This window comes from Winogradskyella bathintestinalis, assembly GCF_030407435.1.
GTDB classification, from domain to species: domain Bacteria; phylum Bacteroidota; class Bacteroidia; order Flavobacteriales; family Flavobacteriaceae; genus Winogradskyella; species Winogradskyella bathintestinalis.
On record NZ_JASDDK010000001.1, the window covers coordinates 742,727 to 764,338 of the forward strand.

Annotated in this window: 20 protein-coding genes; 6 read left to right on the plus strand and 14 right to left on the minus strand. The window is 34.1% G+C overall.

The window, feature by feature from the left end; translation table 11 throughout:
- The first annotated feature begins 252 nt into the window (after positions 1-252).
- Positions 253-1,329, plus strand: a complete 1,077-nt coding sequence (locus tag QMA06_RS03025) for a PA0069 family radical SAM protein (RefSeq protein WP_290205374.1) — start codon at positions 253-255, stop codon at positions 1,327-1,329.
- Positions 1,330-1,406: 77 nt separating this feature from the next.
- Here QMA06_RS03025 and QMA06_RS03030 read toward each other — a convergent pair whose 3' ends face one another.
- On the minus strand, positions 1,407-1,970 hold the full coding sequence (locus QMA06_RS03030; RefSeq protein ID WP_290205375.1) for a hypothetical protein: 564 nt from the start codon (positions 1,968-1,970) through the stop codon (positions 1,407-1,409).
- 303 nt (positions 1,971-2,273) lie between these two features.
- On the opposite strand from QMA06_RS03030, the gene QMA06_RS03035 reads away from it, so the two are divergent.
- Complete coding sequence (locus QMA06_RS03035; RefSeq protein WP_290205376.1) at positions 2,274-2,891, plus strand: hypothetical protein; 618 nt, start codon at positions 2,274-2,276, stop codon at positions 2,889-2,891.
- 212 nt (positions 2,892-3,103) lie between these two features.
- Positions 3,104-3,976, plus strand: coding sequence for an AraC family transcriptional regulator (locus QMA06_RS03040; protein WP_290205377.1), 873 nt, complete (start codon positions 3,104-3,106; stop codon positions 3,974-3,976).
- 144 nt (positions 3,977-4,120) lie between these two features.
- Here the strand turns inward: QMA06_RS03040 and QMA06_RS03045 are convergent, their stop codons facing one another.
- From QMA06_RS03045 to QMA06_RS03060, 4 genes are all read right to left on the minus strand, one after another.
- On the minus strand, positions 4,121-4,780 hold the full coding sequence (locus tag QMA06_RS03045; RefSeq protein WP_290205378.1) for an HD domain-containing protein: 660 nt from the start codon (positions 4,778-4,780) through the stop codon (positions 4,121-4,123).
- Between the two features lie 9 nt (positions 4,781-4,789).
- Positions 4,790-5,773 (minus strand): acyl-ACP desaturase, encoded by a 984-nt coding sequence (locus tag QMA06_RS03050; RefSeq protein WP_290205379.1) that lies wholly within the window; start codon positions 5,771-5,773, stop codon positions 4,790-4,792.
- A 20-nt stretch (positions 5,774-5,793) separates the two neighbouring features.
- Positions 5,794-6,531: a lysophospholipid acyltransferase family protein gene (locus QMA06_RS03055; RefSeq protein ID WP_290205380.1), complete on the minus strand. Its 738-nt coding sequence runs from the start codon at positions 6,529-6,531 to the stop codon at positions 5,794-5,796.
- 113 nt (positions 6,532-6,644) lie between these two features.
- Positions 6,645-7,055 (minus strand): BrxA/BrxB family bacilliredoxin, encoded by a 411-nt coding sequence (locus tag QMA06_RS03060; RefSeq protein WP_290205381.1) that lies wholly within the window; start codon positions 7,053-7,055, stop codon positions 6,645-6,647.
- Between the two features lie 419 nt (positions 7,056-7,474).
- Here QMA06_RS03060 and QMA06_RS03065 point away from each other — a divergent pair, with 419 nt between their 5' ends.
- Positions 7,475-8,263: a TerB family tellurite resistance protein gene (locus QMA06_RS03065; RefSeq protein WP_290205382.1), complete on the plus strand. Its 789-nt coding sequence runs from the start codon at positions 7,475-7,477 to the stop codon at positions 8,261-8,263.
- Positions 8,264-8,357: 94 nt separating this feature from the next.
- On the opposite strand, the gene QMA06_RS03070 is transcribed toward QMA06_RS03065, so the two are convergent.
- The 5 genes from QMA06_RS03070 to QMA06_RS03090 all read right to left on the minus strand — a co-directional run bounded on the left by QMA06_RS03070 (position 8,358) and on the right by QMA06_RS03090 (position 14,793).
- The gene (locus QMA06_RS03070) at positions 8,358-9,518 is read right to left on the minus strand and encodes a metal ABC transporter permease (protein WP_290205383.1); all 1,161 of its coding nucleotides are present in this window, start codon (positions 9,516-9,518) and stop codon (positions 8,358-8,360) included.
- The gene (locus tag QMA06_RS03075; RefSeq protein WP_290205759.1) at positions 9,511-10,638 is read right to left on the minus strand and encodes a metal ABC transporter permease; all 1,128 of its coding nucleotides are present in this window, start codon (positions 10,636-10,638) and stop codon (positions 9,511-9,513) included. The genes QMA06_RS03070 and QMA06_RS03075 overlap by 8 nt, the downstream gene beginning before the upstream one ends.
- A 104-nt stretch (positions 10,639-10,742) precedes the next feature.
- Positions 10,743-11,540: a metal ABC transporter ATP-binding protein gene (locus QMA06_RS03080; RefSeq protein WP_290205384.1), complete on the minus strand. Its 798-nt coding sequence runs from the start codon at positions 11,538-11,540 to the stop codon at positions 10,743-10,745.
- Positions 11,541-11,585: 45 nt separating this feature from the next.
- Positions 11,586-12,497: a metal ABC transporter solute-binding protein, Zn/Mn family gene (locus QMA06_RS03085; RefSeq protein ID WP_290205385.1), complete on the minus strand. Its 912-nt coding sequence runs from the start codon at positions 12,495-12,497 to the stop codon at positions 11,586-11,588.
- A 43-nt stretch (positions 12,498-12,540) separates the two neighbouring features.
- Entirely contained in the window at positions 12,541-14,793 is a 2,253-nt protein-coding gene (locus QMA06_RS03090; protein ID WP_290205386.1) for a TonB-dependent receptor, read from the minus strand.
- A gap of 99 nt (positions 14,794-14,892) precedes the next feature.
- On the opposite strand from QMA06_RS03090, the gene QMA06_RS03095 reads away from it, so the two are divergent.
- Positions 14,893-15,549 carry a metal-dependent transcriptional regulator gene (locus QMA06_RS03095; RefSeq protein ID WP_290205387.1) on the plus strand — a complete coding sequence of 219 codons (657 nt, stop codon included), beginning with the start codon at positions 14,893-14,895 and terminating at the stop codon, positions 15,547-15,549.
- A gap of 468 nt (positions 15,550-16,017) precedes the next feature.
- On the opposite strand, the gene QMA06_RS03100 is transcribed toward QMA06_RS03095, so the two are convergent.
- The 4 genes from QMA06_RS03100 to QMA06_RS03115 form a co-directional block, all read right to left on the minus strand.
- The gene (locus tag QMA06_RS03100) at positions 16,018-16,158 is read right to left on the minus strand and encodes a FeoB-associated Cys-rich membrane protein (RefSeq protein ID WP_290205388.1); all 141 of its coding nucleotides are present in this window, start codon (positions 16,156-16,158) and stop codon (positions 16,018-16,020) included.
- A 42-nt stretch (positions 16,159-16,200) separates the two neighbouring features.
- Positions 16,201-18,300, minus strand: coding sequence for a ferrous iron transport protein B (feoB, locus tag QMA06_RS03105; protein WP_290205389.1), 2,100 nt, complete (start codon positions 18,298-18,300; stop codon positions 16,201-16,203).
- Positions 18,293-18,526, minus strand: a complete 234-nt coding sequence (locus tag QMA06_RS03110) for a FeoA family protein (protein WP_290205760.1) — start codon at positions 18,524-18,526, stop codon at positions 18,293-18,295. Before QMA06_RS03110 ends, feoB begins: the two co-directional genes overlap by 8 nt.
- 253 nt (positions 18,527-18,779) lie before the next feature.
- Entirely contained in the window at positions 18,780-19,460 is a 681-nt protein-coding gene (locus QMA06_RS03115) for an SCO family protein (protein WP_290205390.1), read from the minus strand.
- Positions 19,461-19,544: 84 nt separating this feature from the next.
- Here QMA06_RS03115 and QMA06_RS03120 point away from each other — a divergent pair, with 84 nt between their 5' ends.
- Positions 19,545-21,479, plus strand: coding sequence for a M1 family aminopeptidase (locus tag QMA06_RS03120; protein WP_290205391.1), 1,935 nt, complete (start codon positions 19,545-19,547; stop codon positions 21,477-21,479).
- Positions 21,480-21,612: the final 133 nt, after the last annotated feature.

A 21,612-nucleotide genomic window follows, 5' to 3' on the forward strand; every position in this document is an offset into this window, starting at 1 on the left:
TATCCGATGTCTTTAACAAAAAGGTTTTAAGTAGGATATACGACGAATTCAATAAAATTGAAACCCAGCAGGGTAAAGTTTTTTTTGAGCATTATATTCTTTACCAAGATTATAATTTTCCTGAAATACCATAACCACCTTTAAACGATTAATAAATTAGATCAAATTTTACCTATAATAAATAAAGAACTATAATCGTTAAAACTACAACCGATAGCAAGACCTGATTATATTTCGATCTAACTTTGGGACATGATAAACCCCAAATCAAACATAAAAGGTAGAGGAGCGCAACAAAACACCCACAACCGATTCTTTGAGCTGTCTCATGAAGTTCGGGATGATTTTTTGGAATTCTGTGAAAAAGAAGGGGAGCTCCCCGACAAAAATAAAGCACAATTTCTTAACGTATTTCCTAAAACCATTGTTAATAAGGTAGCAAGTCCAGATGTTGGCATGGCCTATTCCATGAATATGTACCAAGGTTGCGAACATGGTTGTATTTATTGCTATGCACGGAACAGTCACGAATTTTGGGGTTACAGCGCCGGACTGGATTTTGAACGTCGCATCTTAGTAAAAAAGAACGCTCCAAAACTATTGGAACAACATCTCAAAAAGAAAAGTTGGCAAGCACAAACCATTGTCATGTCTGGCAATACAGATTGTTACCAACCGGCTGAAAAACAATTCGAGATTACAAGGCAATGCTTGGAAGTGTTTTTAAAGTACAAACATCCTGTGGGCATCATTACCAAAAATGCTTTAATATTAAGGGATTTGGACCTTTTAAAATCTTTGGCTGCGGATAACTTAATCTCGGTAAATATTTCTATTACATCATTATCTGAAGACACCAGACGTATTTTAGAACCCAGAACTGCAACTATAAAAAGACGATTAAAAGTCGTCAAGGAGCTAAGTGCATATGGTATTCCTGTAAATGTGATGCTGGCACCAATAATTCCATCTATAAATAGTCATGAAATTTTACCCATGGCAAAAGCGGTTTCTGAAGCTGGTGCATTGAGCATTGGGCATACCATAGTAAGATTAAATGGTGCAATTGGTGAGATTTTTACCGATTGGATTCATAAAACACTACCAGACAGAGCAGAAAAAGTATTGCATCAAATAGAAAATTGCCATGGAGGCACACTCAATGAAAGTAGATATGGTGTTAGGATGCGAGGTGAAGGGCAAATAGCCAAACAAATCAACGATATGGTAAATTTGGCAAAGATGAAATACTTCAAAAATAAAGTGATGCCCAAGTTAAATACAAAGCTTCACGAGCCCTACAAAAATGGACAGATGAAACTCTTTTAAATAAAAAAAAGTGGGCTGTCTACTGCCCACTTTCTTACTAAATAAATAAACTAATAAATATATAAATAAACAACAATTTATATTCTAAAACTTGTTACAAACACCCTGTCGTCAGACTTTATAATGGTGGTGTAATTACCACGACGTGATTGGTCTAATTTGTAAATACGGTTTAAGGTGTTTCTCTCTTTTTCAGTAACTTTCTCGGTATGGATGATGTCGCCTTCAAAATAAAGTTCAACATCCATTTCATTTGTATTTATAGCTAATTTTGAAATTAAAATTTTTCCATTTACGTTTCTTACTACAGGCTTATAAATGGTTTTTTTATTCGCATGGATATAAGATACGATATGTTCTTTAACTTCAATAGTGTTGATTTCAATTTCAAAACCTTTGGTAATTTCTACAGTATATTGACCATTTTTTAATTGTGAAAAATCAAAAAGTGTCGTAAGGTTTCCGTTATAATTAATTTCACCACTATAAATAACTTCACCAGTAGCATCTGTTACTGAAATTTGATTTCCTTTCTTAACGAAATTGAAAGTTGGGGGAACTTCCATAACGTTGTTGGCGTAGCTTGTAAATGTTCCGAACATTACTGCTAATATTAAAATACTTTTAATTACTGTTTTCATAATAAAAATCTTTAAATGATTTCTAGTACAAATATATAGCGCATTGTAACCTTAGAAAACAAGCATTTTGGCAGCATTGTATACACAATTAACCGTAAGTTAGACTGAGGTTGTGTGTGGTGTTAATATAGTATACATTGGTGATAATTTACCATAGGATTGATATTTCAACTCCATGTTATGTGGATTTGTTATACTTTCTTAACTCATAAAATCGATTCTCTAAATGGTAAGTGGGTTTAACTTACTTCTAAGTAGAGTTAACTAATTATTTATTTCTAAATATTTAAAATAGTTTTAAACTTGAATGATAAATTATTACCATCTCAACTTATGCAAAATCGTAGTGTCATTATAATCATGTTAGTTACATTTCAATTATTTAGTCAAACGACGGAGAAGAAATCAACGACTTCAGAACCGAGATATAGCGAAAGCTCTGAAATGAAAGTTATATACAAAGACAATAAACAAACGAAGCATATCCATATTAAACCAGCTATCTTTATTAATGGAAAAAGAATTAAAAATGAATCAGCTCTTAGAACCATTGACAAAAATAAAATTGAAACTGTAGAAATTAATAATAAGAATTCCGATAAAGCGGAAACCACAAATAAAGGGCAAATATTCATCAAAACTAAATTGGACTACGAACCGAGTTTTATGTCTCTTACTGCATTTTCCGAAAATTATCTAGAACTAAATTCTAATCCGATTATATTTCAAATTGATAAGTCTATAATTAGTGAAAACTACGATGACTATATAGTGGATACAAAATATATTTTAAAAACGATTATTGAACCAATAAGAACCTCTGATAACAATATTGAAATTACCTTAATTTCATTAATTACTCGAACGCCAGAAAATATAGACCAGGCAAACCGAATTATAATCAGAGGTTCTGAGTTTTAGAAGGTGATTAGCTCGGAGAAATGATTACGTATCTTCTTTAAATTAAAATACACAGACTGTAAATTATGCATATATCTTTTGATGAGTATGTATGCATATTTAACCGAATAATTGATAATATTGTGTTAATTAGGTAAAATAGTATATGTTGCAGGTAATTGTATATAGGTTTTTGGTTTAAATTGAATTAACTTTGTACTAACAGAATTAATATGAAAGCTAGAAAACCTACTTTAGAAAAAATAAGTCCTCAATTTGGTAGTTCATTAAAAGTTAATAAACATGAGGCTTATATTGGCGAGAACAAACCATTTTGGCATTTTCACCCAGAAATAGAATTGGTTTATGTTAATAAAGGTCAAGGTAAGCGCCATATTGGTAATCACTTATCTTATTTTAATAATAGTCAGCTATTACTTTTGGGTCCTAATCTTCCACATAATGGCTTTACCGATCGATTGACTATAAATGGTAGTGAAACTGTTGTACAATTTAGACCTGAGTTTCTAGGCAATCATTTTTTTGATATTCCTGAAATGGGACAAATCAATAAATTGTTTGAGCGTTCTAAAAAAGGAATTCTATTTGGAGTTAAAACTAAAAGAAAATTAGGACCTAAAATTGAAAAGTTAAATGAAAAAGAAGGCTTTAAGAAAATATTAATTTTACTAGAAGTTTTACATGGATTGGCGAAATCAGAAGATTACACCATTTTAAATGCCGACGGATTTGCCTTTGAAACCGAACCACAGGATAGTGCCAAAATAGATATTGTATTTAAACATGTTAACCAAAATTTTAAAGAACATATTAGTTTAGATGAAATTGCAGATAAGGTGAGTATGACGGTGCCTGCATTTTGTCGATACTTTAAAAAAGTGACGGGTAAAACCTTTACTAAGCTCGTTAATGAATATAGAATTGTACACGCCACTAAACTACTCTCAGAAAGCCAAATGAGCATTGCCGATGTTAGTTATGAATGTGGGTTTAATAACTTTTCGCACTTTAATAAACTATTCAAAGAATTTACGGGTAAGAGTGCTTCTAAATATAGAGGAGAGCTTAAGTTGATTGTTCAGTAATTCAAATCTGGTTGTTATCTCATTATACTAAAAGGCTAAAATATTTTAGACGCAGACAAAATTATTATTCATTTTGGAGAAGAAATGACAGCTATTGAATATAAATTGACACCTCTCAAAAGTGCTGAAGAGAATTAACTTTTTTTATTTTTTACCTTCCCACTCGGCATAAAATTGTTTTAAAAATCCTTCCATATATTTATGGCGGGCTAAGGCCATACGCTTACCAGTTTTTGTATTCATTTGGTCTTTTAGTAGCAAAAGTTTTTCGTGAAAATGATTGATTGTTGGTGCTTTTGAGTTTTTATATTCTGCCTTTGTCATATTGAGATTAGGCTTTATCTCAGGATCATAAAGTCCTCTGTCCTTAAATCCTCCATAATTAAAACTGCGGGCAATACCAATAGCTCCAATAGCATCGAGTCGGTCAGCATCTTGAACCACTTCCATTTCTTTTGAGCTAAAAGAAGATTGTAAATCGAACGAATTTTTAAAAGACATATTTTCGATAATCTTGGTAACGTGTTCAATAACTTTGCTGTCCACATCGTTATTTAGAAGAAATGTTTGTGCTTTTTTTGGTCCAATGGTTTCGTCTCCATCATAAAATTTCGAATCGGCTATATCGTGTAACAGTGCTGCCAGTGAAACCACTAAAATATCAACCGGTTCGGTTTTGGCAATTAAAAGTGCGTTTTTATAAACACGTTCTGTATGAAACCAATCATGTCCACCTTCAGCATTTTTGAGCTCAAGTTTTACAAATGATTTGGTTGATGTAATTAGTCGGCTAGTGGTTTGCATCTAAAATTGTTAAGCTGGATCGACCCATTTAAACTGAAACGAATTTTCAGGAATTTTTATCCGTTCAGACAAACGGTACATTCTTGGAGGTAATTTCATTAAATAATCTCTTGCTTTTTCGGCTTCTTCGTTTAAACCTGTTAAATTTCCTATTTCCCAACGGTCTATTAGCTTCTGTAGAATATCAACATAATCATTAGAGGTGTAAACTCCAATACGCTGTGCTGTATTAGAAAACTCTTCGAAAGCTGTACCGATTTTATCACCAGATTCCCTTAAAAAATGTGCTGGCATGGCAATCTTCCGTTTCATCATATCATGAAAAGCCATCATCATTTGGTTAGGATCTACAGCAAAAATACGCTCTACAAACTCAGCGTAAGCGTGGTGGTGACGCATCTCATCTCCAGAAATTATTTTACACATTTTAGCCAATCGTTTATTGCCTTTTTCCTTGGCAATTTTAGCAACTCGATTGTGTGATACGTACGTTGCCAATTCTTGAAAACTTGTATAAACAAAGTTTTTGTACGGATCTCTATCGGTACCGATATCAAAACCATCAGCTATTAAATATTGCGTGGTTTTCTCAATTTCTTTCATGTTAACACGACCTGACAGATATAAGTATTTATTGAGTACATCACCATGTCTGTTTTCTTCACCAGTCCAGTGTCTTACCCATTTTCCCCAAGCATTTTCTTTATCTACTTGATCTACGCCTTCAACATCCATTAACCAAGATTCATAGGTAGGTAAAGCTTCTTCGGTAATCATATCCCCGACTAAAACCACCCAGAAATCATAATCTAATTCTTTAGACAAAGCCCTGATTTCCCTAAGCTCTTCATAAAAAGAATCTTTGGTGGAATCTGGTAAAAAGTCGGTAGGTTGCCATATCTTTTCAATAGGAATTAAATATTTCTCAATAAGAGAATCTACATCTTTTTCGAGATGTTGCATCACTTCCAATCTTATATTTTTCAACGACATATGTATTGATTATTTAGGGGTTATTTCTCGATTCCTTCAACAATAGTCTGTTCAATTTGCTGAATTAATTCGGTCTTATTAGTAAAGTTAATAATTTCTAATGGCTTATGCACAGTAAATGTCATATGATTTCCGATTCCCATTGGGAATTTACCATACCTAAGCATTTTCCATGAGTTGTTTACTGTAATGGGAACGACAAGGGCAGAGGGCACTTTTTTTAATAGCATTTCCAAGCCTTTAGTTTTAAATGGCTTAGGGCATCCGTTTTTACTACGCGTGCCTTCTGGAAAAATGACTGCTGCTCTTTTAGTGTTTTCAATATATTCTCCAAATTTCATCATGGCAGATAAGGACTGTCGCGGGTTTTTGCGGTCTATTAAAACTGACCCACCGTGACGTAAATTATAAGAGACGCTCGGTATACCTTTACCTAGCTCTTTTTTGGAAACAAACTTTACATGATGTTTGCGCATATACCACATTATAGGTGAAATGTCGTACATACTTTGATGATTTGAAACGATAATTAAGGGGCGGTCCGTGGAAATGTTATAAGGATTATAGAATGAAATTCTTGTGCCCAAAACATTAAGGCAGCGCATTATGAAAAATTGCAGCGTATCTACTGCTTTTTTGAGACCAATATAGCCAAACACTTTGTGGCAAAACCATTGTATAATATGAAAAATACACAAGGTTAATAAAAAGCAAACCGCAAATAAAACCGTAAGAGGATAAGCCAATAGTTTTCTCATAATACAAATGTATATCAATGGAATTTATGCACAAAAAAACCACGAACAATTTCGTGGTTTTTTAACTTTGTGCTTATCCCGAATGTTATTCAGATTTCAAGCAGTATATAGTTTTAACAATGCTCGTTATAAGCATCCATGAGGTTCTCGGAGATTAATTCAGCCGGACGACCTTCAATATGGTGACGCTCTAACATATGTACCAATTCTCCATCTTTAAATAAAGCCATACATGGTGAACTTGGAGGAAAAGGAATCATATATTCTCTTGCCTTATTTGTGGCATCTTTATCTACACCTGCAAAAACCGTTACTAAATGGTCTGGTGTTTTGGCATTTTGCAAACTTGTTCTAGCTCCTGGTCTGGCATTTGCTGCGGCACACCCGCAAACTGAATTTACAACGACTAATGTTGTCCCTTCTTTTGCAATGGCATTATCTACAGCTTCAGATGTATGTAATTCTTCGAAACCTACGTTAGTTAAATCCTCACGCATTGGTTTTACTAATTCTGCTGGATACATATTTTTTAATATTTAATTAATCAAAATTTGAATTGCAAAGATAATGAAAAATAGTCGGCAGATGACGGTATTTAGTTAGCAGTTTAAATGAAGGTATTTTAGTTGTCTATAGTAGTTTAAACTATATGAAATAATAGTATCGGTATTAGAAAAAGTTGAAGTTAATTTCGATGACTTTTCATATATATTTTCCGATTTGAAATCGAAATTAAGTCCATCTAAAAGTTACCAAAATATAATTTAGAACTGGGTATTATGCTACGTTATAATTAGCATTGAGATCAAAGCGTTTTTTGTTTAAGGGGTACAGATTTATTTTAAGAAGTAAATTCTAAACAATAGCTTACATAAAACGTAACAATTTCCATTTTCAACCCACTAACAAATAGTATATTTGAATTTCAAATAAAAGTAATAATATGAGTTTTGCAAAATGGATTGGTGGTGCGCTAGGTTGGTCTTTTGGTGGCCCAATAGGTGCGATTATAGGGTTGGCTTTAGGTAGTTTTGTCGATAAATTTGCAGGTGATGGAATTCCATTATTAGGTGACCGTCAAGCAGGAAGACAACGAGATACGTACCGAGGAACATCGTCTTATGGACAACGGAAATCGAAACCACAAACTCAGTCTGGCGATTTTGAAGTTAGTTTACTGATCTTAGCTTCCATTGTTATTAAAGCCGACGGTAAACAAGACCAACGTGAATTAGATTATGTTCGTCAGCAGTTTAGTAATATGTATGGCAAGGAAAGAGCCAATCATGCTTTTGAATTGTTTAAACGCATTAGTAAACAGAATATTTCTACACGTCAGGTTTGTACCCAGATCCGTCAAATGATGGATCATGCCTCACGATTACAACTACTTCACTTTTTGTTCGGAATTGCCAAAGCGGACGGTATGGTTACTGAAGATGAATTACGACAGATTTATACCATTACTGGATATTTAGGTATTAGCAACAGAGATTATCAAAGCATAAAAGCGATGTTTTATAATAGTAGCGATAACGCTTATAAAATTTTAGAAATTGATAAGTCTGTACCTGATGACGAAGTTAAAAAAGCGTACCGAACAATGGCTAAAAAATACCATCCCGATCGTGTAACACATCTTGGTAAGGAGCATCGAGAAGGAGCAGAAGCCAAGTTTAGACAAGTGCAGGAAGCTTATGAGCATATTCAGCAGGAGCGTGGGTTTAAATAACAGTCTCAGTTTTCAGTTTTAGGTAGCTTGATCAAAAGTAGTTATCATTTTTGTTTGGGAATCTTAAAGTAAAAATCACCAATCGTAAATCAATTTATCCTCTAAACAAAAAGAAATCATCCTTCATATCTTCGATTTGCGCATCTTCATTGGTTATGATATAATCAATGGCTTTAGAAGTAAACTCATCGCCTTTTTTGGTCAGTGAAACTACTTCGTTTTCAATATGAATCATATTGTTTTTCTGGGCTAAGTCGAGTACGGTTTTAGAACGTACTTTTTGCCAGTTGATGTGTTCGCTGAGATGATTGACATGGCGTTCTTCAATTTCATCATGGTTTTTTAAATGCAGTAAAAATGTGAGTAGAGATACTTCTGTCCGTTGCTGCTTTTCTCGGTACATTACTGCAATAATACCTTTTGACGGTGCAAACAAATACACCAATAAAAAGACCAAGCCAAGAACCGTTGTTATTGAACCGGCAATAGAGGCATCTAACCAATGTGCTACCCAATATCCGAAAATGGCACTAAAAATACCGAAGCCTACAGCCAAAGTTAACATTTTCTTTAAATCTGTAGTCAGTAAATATGCTGCCGCAGCAGGTGCAATCATTAGGGCAACAACCAAAATAGCTCCAACAGCATCAAACGCTCCTACAGTGGTTACTGAAGAAACCGACATTAAGCCGTAATGAATAATGGCAGGCGAAAATCCTAAGGAAGCCGACAAACCTTTATCGAATGTGCTTACTTTTAACTCTTTAAAAAAGAGTATTAAAAGTGTAATGATAATTAAAAGGATAGTGCCTACAACCCAAAGTGATTTTGGGCCAACATCTGTCCCGCTAATTAATAATCTATCAAAAGGAGCAAAGGCCAATTCACCTAACAATACTGCATCAACATCTAAATGAACATCATTAGCATTTTTGGCGATTAAAATAACGCCGATACTAAATAACGCCGGAAAAACCAATCCAATCGCAGTATCTTCTTTAACCAAGCCTGTTTTTTGAATATACTCCACCAATACCACTGTGATTATTCCGGTTAGAGCGGCCAAAAGAATTAATAAAGGGGAATTTAAATCTTGAGTGATAAAAAACCCAACCACAATACCTGGTAAAATAGAATGGCTAATGGCATCACTGATCATGGCCATTTTCCGAAGCACTAAAAACGTTCCAGGTATAGCACAAGCAACCGCCACTATACAAGCTATGAGTTGAATTTCTAGTTGCGCGTTACTCATCGTCTGTGGATTGTTTAGTGTACAAATTCGAAGCGGTTTCAAAACCAGTTTTGGTTAGGCTCCACATGTTTCCATTGAGCTGTACATAGTTTTTATCTACTAATTTTTGAAGTGTAGAGCGCGTATACCCTTGAAAATTATTTAAAAGTTTTGTAGAGTGTGGATGCGAAATGTCTTCATGTGTTTCTGCAATGTGGTGCATAAAGGCCAAAGTTTTATGCAATTCTAAATCTCGTCGATTTTTAATAAACCGAATACGTTTAAACAATAAACCACGACTTGGTGAAAATATAAAAGAAACCACCACAAAAACTCCAGCAACCAAAACAATTACGGGACCTGTAGATAAGTTATTCTGACTCGCGCTAATGGCCGTTCCAAACACACCTGAAAATGCGCCAAAAATAGCGGCTAAAAGTACCATGACCGATAGACTATTTGTCCATTGTCTGGCAGCAGCAGCAGGTGCTAAAAGCATGGCGCTCATTAAAACGACTCCTACAGTTTGTAAGCCTAGAACTATGGCTAACACAATGAAAGATGTAATAAGAATGTCAATAAATTTTGTATTGAACCCTAGGGTTTTAGTGTAATCGGCATCAAATAATAAGATCTTGAATTCTTTCCAAAAGGTAAGCATTACAATTAAACAAATACCTGTAACAATTGCCATAAGCCATACATCACTTTCTACTAAAGTTGCAGCTTGCCCAAATAAATACTTGTCTAAACCTGCTTGATTGGCATTAGGTTGTTTTTGAATAAAAGTGAGTAACAACATTCCAAAGCCAAAAAATAAAGAGAGAATTAAACCTAAAGCGGTATCCGATTTTAAATGCGTTTTAGTAACGATTCCTCGTATCCAGAACGTACCGATTAAACCACTTATTAATGCTCCAATTAATAAAGTATTGCTATCTTTTGCGCCGGTAATTAAAAAGGCAATCGCAATGCCTGGTAATGCGGCGTGCGAAATAGCGTCACCCAATAAACTTTGTTTTCTGAGTACGGCAAAACTGCCTAACATACCTGTAACAGCTCCTAGAATTGCGGTACCGAGGGTGATGGTTCTTAGTGTGTAGTCTGTGAAGACTAATTTTATATATTCTGTTATATCCATAATTCCTGTAAAAGCAGTCCCGAAAGCTTTCGGGATCATTCTGTCTTTACAATACTTTATGTTTTTAGTTTTAATTAATGAGGTACCTGCTTCGGAGGATTGTGTCACTCCTGAATACTCACTTTATAATTAATACCATAAGTCTTTGTTAAATTATCATCATTAAAAATATCTCTAACTGGACCTGTGGCAATTTTTTTCACGTTTAAAAAAGTAACCCAATCAAAATATTCTGGTACCGTTTGTAAATCGTGGTGCACTACGATGACTGTTTTACCTGCTTTTCTTAATTCTTTTAAAATATTAATAATGGCGATTTCGGTTGTGGCATCTACGCCTTGAAACGGTTCATCCATAAAATAGATAGAAGCATTTTGTACTAAAGCTCTTGCTAAGAAAATCCGTTGCTGTTGTCCTCCAGACAATTGACTTATTTGTCGACTTTTAAAAGCTAACATCCCTACTTTTTCTAAAGCTTCAAGTGACGCTTTCTTTTCTTTTTGACCAGGACGTTTTATCCAGCCCAAACTGCCGTAAGTACCCATCATTACAACATCTAATGCCGTCGTGGGAAAATCCCAATCAACACTTCCTTTTTGAGGAACATAAGCGACGAGTTGACGTTGTTTATCATAAGGTTTGTCGTAAATTGATACACTACCAGCAATAGGTTTCAATATGCCTAAAATTGCTTTTATCAATGTAGATTTTCCGGCTCCATTTGGACCAACAATGGCCATAAGAACCCCTTCTGGAATTTCTAAATCAATATCCCAAAGTACAGGTTTGTAGTTGTAGGCTACGGTTAAATCGTCTACTTTAACGGCTATCACACCTGCAGACGCAGGAGTCTCCTGAATAGGAGTATTAATTTTTATATTTTCCTTTGATTCTTTTTCCATATTTAAGGAGCAACTAAACTTGATGGATTCCTGCTTTCGCAGGAGTTATTTCAGTGCATTAACAATTGTATTCACATTATACTCAAACATTCCAATATAGGTACCTTCAACGGTTCCTGTTGTTCCTAAAGCATCAGAATATAGGGTGCCTCCAATTTCAACATTATGACCTTTAGATTTTACTGCAGCTTGTAAGGCTTCAATAGTACGTTTTGGAACCGAACTTTCTACAAAGATTGCTTTGATCTGTTTGTCGATAATAAAGGTAGCTAATTTCTGAACATCTTGAACACCTGCCTCAGTAGCCGTTGATAAACCTTGTAGACCGACCACTTCAAAACCATAGGCTTTTCCGAAATAATTGAAGGCATCATGAGCCGTGACTAATACGCGTTTTTCTTTAGGAAGTGTTTCAATAATTTGTTTTACTTTATTTTGAAGTTCTTCTAACCTTGCTACATAATTTGATTTATTTTCTTCATATTTAGAAGCATTTTCTTTGTCTTTTTCAGATAAAATAGCAGTTACTTTTTGTGCAAATTGTTTGTAGTAATTAATATCAAACCATACATGGGGATCGTAGTTAGAAGCAAAATAATCTGAACCGATTAAGGTCGTTTTATCAATTTGATCAGCTAAGGCAATCGGTGTTTTTGTAGCGCTTCCCATTTTTTCGAAAACTTCAACCAGTTTGCCTTCTAAATGCAATCCATTGTAAAAAATAATATCGGCATTTACCAATTTTGAAACATCTCCCTCACTGGCTTTATACAAATGCGGATCGACACCGCTTCCCATTAAGCCTTGTACATTTACAGAATCGCCACCTATATTTTTAACCAAATCCGTGATCATGGTGGTGGTGGTAACTACGTTAAGTTTACCGTTGTCTTTGGTTTCGCTTTTACAGCTAAGCAGTATTATTACTATACTTAAAACAACAATAATTTTTTTCATATATCTAAAAATTTATTACGAAAGTACTAAAAAAATGTCTGATTTACTTCAAAGTATAGCGTAACCCAAAGAACAAACGTATTCCCTGATTAGGGCCATACACGTAAGCCGGATCGAATGTTAATGCGTAAGGATTATCTGGTGTAGCAATAACATCACCATTTCCATCAAATTGTACGTTTTCATCAAAAGGGTCATCTGCTCTGGCGATTATAAAGGGATTACCTTTATTGGGTGTCCAATTGAGCAAGTTTTTTATACCACCATAGACTTCAAAATTATCGAAACCATCATAGGTTGCTTGTATATTTTGAACACTCCAAGTTGGAGAGTATTCGTCTCTAGGATCTAAGTCTCCAAGTAAAGGTAAACGCATAGGTCCGTAGAGATTACCTGTATAATCGAATGTAAGGTTAGTTGCATAATTTTTATAGGACAAGGACCAAACACCAGAGAATTCCTCTGTTAGAATTTGTTTGGTACGTTCACCATTTTCAGTTTGTGAAACATCTTGAAGTGTAGCTCCGATTGAAGCACTTATACCACTGCCAAAAACGGCATCTATATTAAAACTTAAACCCTTAGAGGTGGAGTAACCATCAAGGTTGTCATAAATAATTTGGTTGGGGTTAGTATCGTAATCTGGTATTATGGCATTAGTAAAGTAAGTGTACCAAGCTGAGGTGTCAAAGGTGAAATACATGCCATTGTTGAGGTACAATTTTTTCAAGTAATTTAAATTGATGTTATAGGATTCTTCAGGTTGCAATTCAGATTGTATTATAACATCTCTTGCTCCTGTTAGTGCAGCGTGTTCCTCTGTAAATAAATTGACCACTCTAAATCCTGTACCCGCATTTAACCGAATAATATCGGTGTCCGTTGGTTTATAGCGGTAAGCCAATCTTGGTGTAAAAATGCTACCGTGCCGACTATCATAATCGTATCTTACGCCCAAAAGTAAACTTTGCTTTTTCGTAAATTCGATTTCGTCTTGTATAAAAAGTGAAGGTATAGTGACTTCGTCTGCTGTTATGGTCGCCGTTGTATTATCATTGTAATAATTGTAACGGAGTGCAGTTCCGAATAATAAATCGTGTTTATTAACGGTCTTATCCCAAATTAATTGACCAAAACCGATGCGTTGTTGTGCTAAATAGGGCATATTTCCATAAACGGAATTTTGATCGTGGTCAGAATATGAAAACTGAAGATTCACTTTTTCGGTCATTGGGAGTTGATAATTTCCTAAAATTTCAAAACGTGACGTATATATACTTTCTCCATAAATTTCATCACCACCTCTATAGTTTTTATTCCATTGCAGTTCTCCGCCCCAGCGATCTTCGTAAAAATAACGTCCGGCTACAGAAAACTTACGATTAGAAGCGCGTTTAAAGTCCCATTTTTGAAATATTGAAATTCGATCTTGAAGCGTAACATCCGTAAAATTATCATTATTATTATCTATAGGATTATCATATTTAAAATAATTAGTCCCAAATAATACATTGGCTTTTTCGCTTACTTTGGCTTTAAATCCTACATCTAAATTCATTTCGCCCCAACCTGTTACAAAACCATCTGCAAAGAAACGGGATGAATTTTCTGGTAGTTTTGTAATAATATTGATAAGTCCACCAACAGCTTCACTACCATATAATGATGACGCGGGGCCTTTTACAACTTCCACTTGTTCAATAAGCGAATTGGGAATACCAGAAAGTCCATAGACGGTAGATAAGCCACTAACTATTGGCATACCATCTATTAGAACTAACGTATACGGACCTTCTAGTCCATTAATATGAATATCTCCAGTATTACAAACACTGCAATTTAATTGAGGTCGGACTCCATTGACATTTTGAAGTGCTTCAAATACGTTTGGAGTTGGGTTTTTCTTTAAGAATGTCGGTGAGTAAACTTCAACAGGCACTGGACTTTCTAGTCGAGAAACGGGTTTTAAAGTTCCAGAAATTATCACTTCGTCTAAACTTTTATTATAATTTAAATTAAAATTTAGAGTAACGTTCGCATTAGTGATGTCAACTTTCTTTTTCTGTGGAGTATAACCAGCAAAAAATGCTGTAACATAATATGTTTTAGGTTCTAAATTTTTGATGCTATAAAGGCCATTTTCGTCTGTTGTAGATCCTTTGGTTGTGGTTTCAATATAAATATTTGCATAAGGTAATACTTCACCTTCAGCAGTTATTTTGCCACTAATTTCATAATTGTTTTGAGCATTTACACCCATCAAAAAAGCAAATAGTAATAGTATTGTTAGTCTCATCTTTTATTAATTTTAAGCAAACATAAAATTATTTTTAGATTAATCTAAATTTATATTTAGAAATTTATCTTTTCTATATTTGCTATTCACTTTAGAATTATGATTACACTAACGGAAGAAAACTATATTAAAGCTATTTATCATCTAGGAAGCAATGGTGAGAAATCAGTGAATACAAACGCCATAGCTGAAGTAATGCAAACAAAAGCATCTTCTGTTACAGACATGATTAAGAAATTATCAGATAAGAGTTATGCCGATTATAAAAAATATCAAGGAGTCACTTTAACAGACGATGGCCGGCGAGTAGCAGTTAATATTATTAGAAAGCATAGACTTTGGGAAGTGTTTTTAGTTGAAAAATTAAATTTTTCATGGGATGAAGTCCATGAAGTAGCAGAACATTTAGAACATATTAAATCAGATAAGCTGGTTGATGAACTTGATGCGTTTTTAGAATTTCCTACACATGATCCTCACGGTGATCCTATACCTGATAAGGCGGGCAATTTTAAGCACATTGAAAAAATTGTTTTAGCAAAGGCGGACGTTGGTTCTAGTTATAAATGTGTAGGTGTAGATGACACGTCTTCAAAATTTCTCAAATATTTAGATAGTAATAATATAGCGCTAGGAAGCATCATTACCGTTAATCATAAAGAGCCTTTTGATAATTCTATTAAAATATCTTTAGAAAATTCAGAAATGGTCGTTTCTCAAAGTGTAGCTAAAAACTTGTACTTAAAGAAAGTTTGATTTCAATCTAGGGTGACGCTGTGCATTGATGTTATTATGGAGGTAATTAAGTTTCAAAATCTGTTCTCACTTCACTTTTTTAAAATCAGCTCATTCAATTGAATTATTTAAATCGAGAAGCTTAGTTGCCTTAACGTCTATTCTTGAGACTGTTTATCAACTTATAGAAATGAATTATGTGATGATAATAAGTGTTCTTATATGAGCACAGTGTATAAATTTCGATGGTATAATACGTGAGTTTAATAGTTGTACCCTATTAATCGCTACCAAGAAAATACTATGGATAATCATTAAATTTAAAACCGTTATCAACGCTTTTTATGATTTGCATAATGACATTACTTATAAGCTCTAAAAAAATACTCTAGAGATGTTTTTTATATGGTTTTTTTTAAAACCGAATACTGAGGGACTATCTAAAATGTACCAATGATAATTAGTGAAATTTCTTTGTTTGAAAGGTTGTTAATGACATCCGCAACCATCATCTCCTCCACAAGCTTTTGAAGATTTTTTCTTTGGAGACCAGATAAATTTACGTACTAAGAATAGCAGTGCTATTGCTAGTGCTGAAAAAACTAATATGTTTTGAATGATCATATTCATAATATAACATTTTTGATCTACTAAACTTGAAAACTTGTAAGTCTATTTTAATACTTGAAAAGCCACTAATGCTACAATATAAGCAAAAGCACTCATTATTACTAATTGATAGATTGGCCATTTCCAAGAATTTGTTTCTTTTTTTACAATCGCTAGAGTACTCATGCATTGCATCGCAAAAGCGTAGAACAAGAGCAACGAAATACCAGAAGCGAAATTAAATAAGGGTCCACCGAGAATAGGGTTGACTTCCCCTGCCATTCTGTTTTTGATGGTTTCTTCTTCATCATTACCTACACTATATATAGTAGCCAAGGTGCCTACAAACACTTCGCGCGCAGCGAAAGAACTCACAATGGCAATTCCTATTTTCCAATCATAACCTAATGGTCTTATTGCGGGTTCAATAGCATGGCCAGCAATACCAATAAAAGAATGCTCTAATTTGTGAGAAGCTATTTTTTGTTCTAATTCGTTTTCATTTAAGTTTTCGGAAGCATATTGTTCGGTAACAATATCATCTGCATTATTAAAACTTTCGCCTGGACCGTAGGATGCCAAAAACCATAGCACAATAGAAATGGCTAAAATGATTTTACCAGCACCAAAAACAAAGGCTTTTGTTTTTTCTAAAACAGTTAATGCTACATTTTTAAATAAAGGCAATTTGTAATTTGGCATTTCTACTACAAAAAAGCTTTTACTTTTTATCTTCAATATTTTGTTTAAAATCCAAGCAGAACCGACTGCGGCACCAAAACCAATAAGATAGAGTAACATTAAAGTTAACGCCTGGTAGCTTAATCCTAAAATTCGGCCTTCAGGAATCACTAAGGCAATAATAATAAGATACACTGGTAATCTTGCAGAACATGTTGTGAATGGCGTTACCAATATGGTGATTAAGCGTTCTTTCCAGCTTTCAATATTACGCGTTGCCATAATTGCAGGAATTGCACATGCTGTACCAGAAATTAAAGGTACCACACTTTTTCCACTAAGTCCAAAACGTCGCATAATTCGGTCCATTAAAAACACTACACGACTCATATAACCACTCTCTTCAAGAATAGATATAAATAGAAATAAAAACGCAATTTGTGGTATAAAAATCACAATTCCACCAAGACCTGAAATAATACCTTCTGCTAAAAGATTGGTAAAAGCTCCTGCTGGTAAAGTGTTTTTTGTCCATTCACTTAACGATGCAAATGCACCATCAATAAAATCCATAGGAATACTGGACCAATCGTATATAGCTTGAAAAATGGTTAATAGAATGACGCCAAAAATTAAATATCCCCAAACTTTATGGGTAAGGATTCTATCTAATTTTATCCTTAAATCTTTTGCTGATTTTAAGTCAATGGTTTGGCCTTTTTTAAGCGTTTGGTTAATAAACTGATAACGTTTTATGGTTTCTTTTTGTTGAAGACGTTTTAAATCGACTTTCGACTTGGTTTTAAAATCTTCAACTTTATCAAAGGTTGTTCGGTCTGTTTTTCCGAAGTTGACATCTTGAGTAATAACCAACCATAATTTATACAATAACTGATTTGGAAAAGCCTTTTTTAAGTTGTTAAAATAGGTTTCATCTATAGTGGATGCGTCTAGACAAGGTTTTATCGATAATTCCTTATAATTTGTTATCAGTTCTTTAAGTTCAGTTATGCCCATTTTCTTTCGGGTACTGATTAAAGCAATTTTGGTATTTAATTCTTTTTCTAAATAATCGAGATCCAACGAAATACCTTTATAAGCCATTCTATCGGACATATTGATAACCAATATCGTCGGAATTTGTAAATCCTTTATCTGCGTAAATAACAATAAATTACGCTTTAAATTTTCGACATCACTAACTACAACAGCCACATCGGGATAGTCCTTACCTTTTTTATTCAGTAATAATTCAATTACCACATTTTCATCTAAAGATGAGGCATTTAAGCTGTAAGTTCCAGGTAAATCAATGATGTGTGCTTTAACTCCTCGAGGTAATTTGCAAATGCCTTCTTTTTTTTCGACAGTAATACCTGGGTAATTTCCTACTTTCTGATTTAAACCTGTGAGGGCATTAAACACAGAGGTTTTTCCTGTGTTAGGATTTCCTATTAAGGCAACGTTGATCTGCTTACTCATCTACAGTTTCAATTAAAATGTGAATCGCTGTTTCTTTTCTAATAGCTAAATGGGTGCCGTTAATATTGAGATACATGGGGTCGGCAAATGGCGCTACTTGCACAAGTTGAACTGAATTACCAGGTAAACAACCCATTTCCAAAAGTTTCAACGGAATGTAAATAGATGATACATCAGTAATAATGCCTTGTTGCCCGCGTTTTAGTTCAGCTAATGTCAACCTTATCCTTATTTAGATTAATTTTAAAGAAGCAAAAGTAAGAGAAATTTATTAGTGTAAAAAGGCAGACCATGAATATTTAATTATGTCAAGCTTTTTGCTGTAAAAGAAAAGAAGTTAGACGCTAGAAATGAAAGAATAGAAAAGAGACGGCGTGGGGCTTACATTCAACTCATATCTAGTGTTAGAACATGCTGCAGTTTGATTTTTGTACTAAAACTTAACAACTGGATATTTTACGTATTACTGCCTACTAATCTCATTCCTCATCAAAATACTTTAAGGTTTCTATATCTTCCAAAATACGTTCAATATCTTCTGGTTTTGTGCCATCGTAAAACCCTCTTATCTGTCTTTTCTTATCAATAAGCATAAAATTTTCGGTATGAATCATATCGTATTCATCTCCATTACCATCTGTTTTTACAGCCAAATAACTTTTTCTTGCAAGTGCGTAAATTTGTTTTTTATCGCCAGTAACCAAATTCCATTTTTTATCTATAACCCCTTTTGCTTTGGCATATTTTTTAAGTTGTGCAACGCTATCAATTTTGGGAGTAACCGAATGCGACAATAACATTACATCATCATCCTTCATAATTTCCTCTTGTATCTGAACCATATTATCGGTCATAATTGGGCAAATGGTTTGGCAGGTTGTAAAGAAAAAATCGGCCACATAAATTTTGTCTTTGTAATCGTTTTGTGTAATTGTTTTACCATTTTGATTGGTAAGACTAAAATCAGCAATTTTATGATATTTTAATTGGTGTTGAATAGTACTGTCCACCAATTCTTCGCTGACCATTCCTGGTTGATAAATAGGAAGTGGTTGCTTAACATTTAATACATTATAAATGATTGTTAAAATGATGATAGAAAGCACCAAAAAGAAAATCCCGAAGTTTTTATAACCTTTAAAAAATGAAAGAAATGACATTACGTAGAAGTTAAAGAAAGTTGAACAGCAAAAATACGACTGAATCTCAATAAAAGCCTTATTTTTAACACTAAAATGAGTTCTATGAAGCAAATTATTACCTGTTTAGTATTCTTATTAGCGCTACAATTACATGCCCAAGATTATAATGATACTTTAAATGCCATTCGTGCTGCAGAAGCGAATTCTGCCCTGCGTCAAATGATGAATAATCAGAATGCAAATACTGGCAATTATGATGTAAAATACCATCGCTTAGAATTAAATGTAAATCCGTCATTCGCACAAATTTCTGGTGATGTAACTACGTATTTTGAAGCTAAAGAAACCATGACCGATATCACTTTTGATTTGACGGATAATATGACGGTTTCTCAAGTATTACAACGGGGTAATAGTCTAAGTTTTACGCAAAACACCGATGATGAATTAGTAATCACTTTACCCCAACCTCAAGTACAAGGGGTCTTAGATTCTTTAACAGTTAGCTATTCTGGGAATCCGGTGAGCTCGGGTTTTGGGTCTTTTGAACAAACTACACATAACGGAGATCCAATAATCTGGACGCTGTCTGAACCTTATGGTGCAAAAGGTTGGTGGCCTTGCAAACAAGATTTAAATGATAAAATAGATGCCATAGATGTGTATCTTAAAACTCCAGAATACAATCCCTCTAACGAGCCTTATATTGCCGTTTCAAATGGTTTAGAAATGAGTCAAACAGTTTCGAACTCTGAAAAAATTACACATTTTAAGCATCGTCATCCCATACCAGCCTACTTAATTGCTATTGCAGTGACCAATTACGAAGTTTATACCCATGAAGTTCCTAATAATGGTTCACCTTTTGATATCGTTAATTATGTTTATCCTGAAGATTTAGCGGTTGCTCAGGCGAGTACAGCAGTTACAGTAGATATTATGAATTTATTTACAGACTTGTTCGAAGAATATCCTTATTCAGACGAAAAATATGGTCATGCGCAATTTGGTTGGGGAGGTGGTATGGAGCATACCACGGTTTCCTTTATGGGTTCTTTTAACAGAGGTCTTATTGCTCACGAACTGGCGCACCAATGGTTTGGCAATAAAATAACCTGTGGAAGTTGGAAAGACATCTGGTTAAACGAAGGTTTTGCTACTTATTTGTCGGGCTTGGTTGTTGAAAATTTAGATGGTGATGCTAATTTTAAAACTTGGAGAGCACAGAAAATTAATAGTATAACATCTCAGCCCGGAGGAGCGGTATATCTTACCGATCAAGACACCACAAGTGTGAATCGAATTTTTAGTAGTCGACTTAGTTATAATAAAGGATCAATGGTCTTGCATATGCTGAGGAAGAAACTTGGTGATGCTAACTTTTACCGAGGTTTACAAGATTATTTAATGGCACCAGAACTAGCGTTCGCTTATGCAAAAACGCAAGATTTTAAAGATGTCATAGAACTATCAACTGGTGAAAATTTAGATGAATTTTTTGAGGATTGGATTTACAATCAAGGTTATCCAAGTTATGCGGTTAATTGGAATCAGAACGAAAATCAATTGCGATTGCAGCTTTCGCAAACCCAAAGTCATGAGTCGGTTTCTTTTTTCGAAGCCGGTGTACCTGTTAGAATTTTAGGCACAATGGGTGAACGTTTAGACATTGTTTTAGACCATACATTTAATAATGAGGAGTTTTTTGAAACTGTAAATTTTACGGTTCAAGAGGTGTTATTTGATCCCGAGAGTCATTTGATTTCAAAAAACAACGCTGTTACTTTGAGTAATTCAGATTTGGGTATTACAACCGATATTAAGATATATCCAAATCCGACATCGTCCGTAATTTATATGGAAAAATCGGAGCACACCACTATTGAAAGTATAAAGATTTTTAATGGCTTAGGTCAGTTGTTGTTGCAATCGGGCTGGACTACACAATTAGATTTAGACGCTTTAGCTTCAGGCTTATTATTTGTACAATTTCAAACGCAAAACAAGATCATTAATAAACGAATTGTAAAACATTAGTGGTGCTATAAATTTTTATTAGAAGGGTTCTCAATCGCGTACTTTGTAAAAAGAAAATGGGTACGAGATGGATGTGAATTATTCTTCAAACTATAATTCTAATTTAACCGCAATGGATAACATTTGTGTAAGT

What these genes read in the sequence shown, in the direction of transcription:
- QMA06_RS03025 (WP_290205374.1), top strand. Translation starts at nt 253, where the DNA reads ATGATAAACCCCAAATCAAACATAAAAGGTAGAGGAGCGCAACAAAAC.
- QMA06_RS03030 (WP_290205375.1), bottom strand. Translation starts at nt 1,970, where the DNA reads ATGAAAACAGTAATTAAAAGTATTTTAATATTAGCAGTAATGTTCGGA.
- QMA06_RS03040 (WP_290205377.1), top strand. Translation starts at nt 3,104, where the DNA reads ATGAAAGCTAGAAAACCTACTTTAGAAAAAATAAGTCCTCAATTTGGT.
- QMA06_RS03045 (WP_290205378.1), bottom strand. Translation starts at nt 4,780, where the DNA reads ATGCAAACCACTAGCCGACTAATTACATCAACCAAATCATTTGTAAAA.
- QMA06_RS03050 (WP_290205379.1), bottom strand. Translation starts at nt 5,773, where the DNA reads ATGTCGTTGAAAAATATAAGATTGGAAGTGATGCAACATCTCGAAAAA.
- QMA06_RS03055 (WP_290205380.1), bottom strand. Translation starts at nt 6,531, where the DNA reads ATGAGAAAACTATTGGCTTATCCTCTTACGGTTTTATTTGCGGTTTGC.
- QMA06_RS03060 (WP_290205381.1), bottom strand. Translation starts at nt 7,055, where the DNA reads ATGTATCCAGCAGAATTAGTAAAACCAATGCGTGAGGATTTAACTAAC.
- QMA06_RS03065 (WP_290205382.1), top strand. Translation starts at nt 7,475, where the DNA reads ATGAGTTTTGCAAAATGGATTGGTGGTGCGCTAGGTTGGTCTTTTGGT.
- QMA06_RS03070 (WP_290205383.1), bottom strand. Translation starts at nt 9,518, where the DNA reads ATGAGTAACGCGCAACTAGAAATTCAACTCATAGCTTGTATAGTGGCG.
- QMA06_RS03075 (WP_290205759.1), bottom strand. Translation starts at nt 10,638, where the DNA reads ATGGATATAACAGAATATATAAAATTAGTCTTCACAGACTACACACTA.
- QMA06_RS03080 (WP_290205384.1), bottom strand. Translation starts at nt 11,540, where the DNA reads ATGGAAAAAGAATCAAAGGAAAATATAAAAATTAATACTCCTATTCAG.
- QMA06_RS03085 (WP_290205385.1), bottom strand. Translation starts at nt 12,497, where the DNA reads ATGAAAAAAATTATTGTTGTTTTAAGTATAGTAATAATACTGCTTAGC.
- QMA06_RS03090 (WP_290205386.1), bottom strand. Translation starts at nt 14,793, where the DNA reads ATGAGACTAACAATACTATTACTATTTGCTTTTTTGATGGGTGTAAAT.
- QMA06_RS03095 (WP_290205387.1), top strand. Translation starts at nt 14,893, where the DNA reads ATGATTACACTAACGGAAGAAAACTATATTAAAGCTATTTATCATCTA.
- QMA06_RS03100 (WP_290205388.1), bottom strand. Translation starts at nt 16,158, where the DNA reads ATGAATATGATCATTCAAAACATATTAGTTTTTTCAGCACTAGCAATA.
- feoB (WP_290205389.1), bottom strand. Translation starts at nt 18,300, where the DNA reads ATGAGTAAGCAGATCAACGTTGCCTTAATAGGAAATCCTAACACAGGA.
- QMA06_RS03115 (WP_290205390.1), bottom strand. Translation starts at nt 19,460, where the DNA reads ATGTCATTTCTTTCATTTTTTAAAGGTTATAAAAACTTCGGGATTTTC.
- QMA06_RS03120 (WP_290205391.1), top strand. Translation starts at nt 19,545, where the DNA reads ATGAAGCAAATTATTACCTGTTTAGTATTCTTATTAGCGCTACAATTA.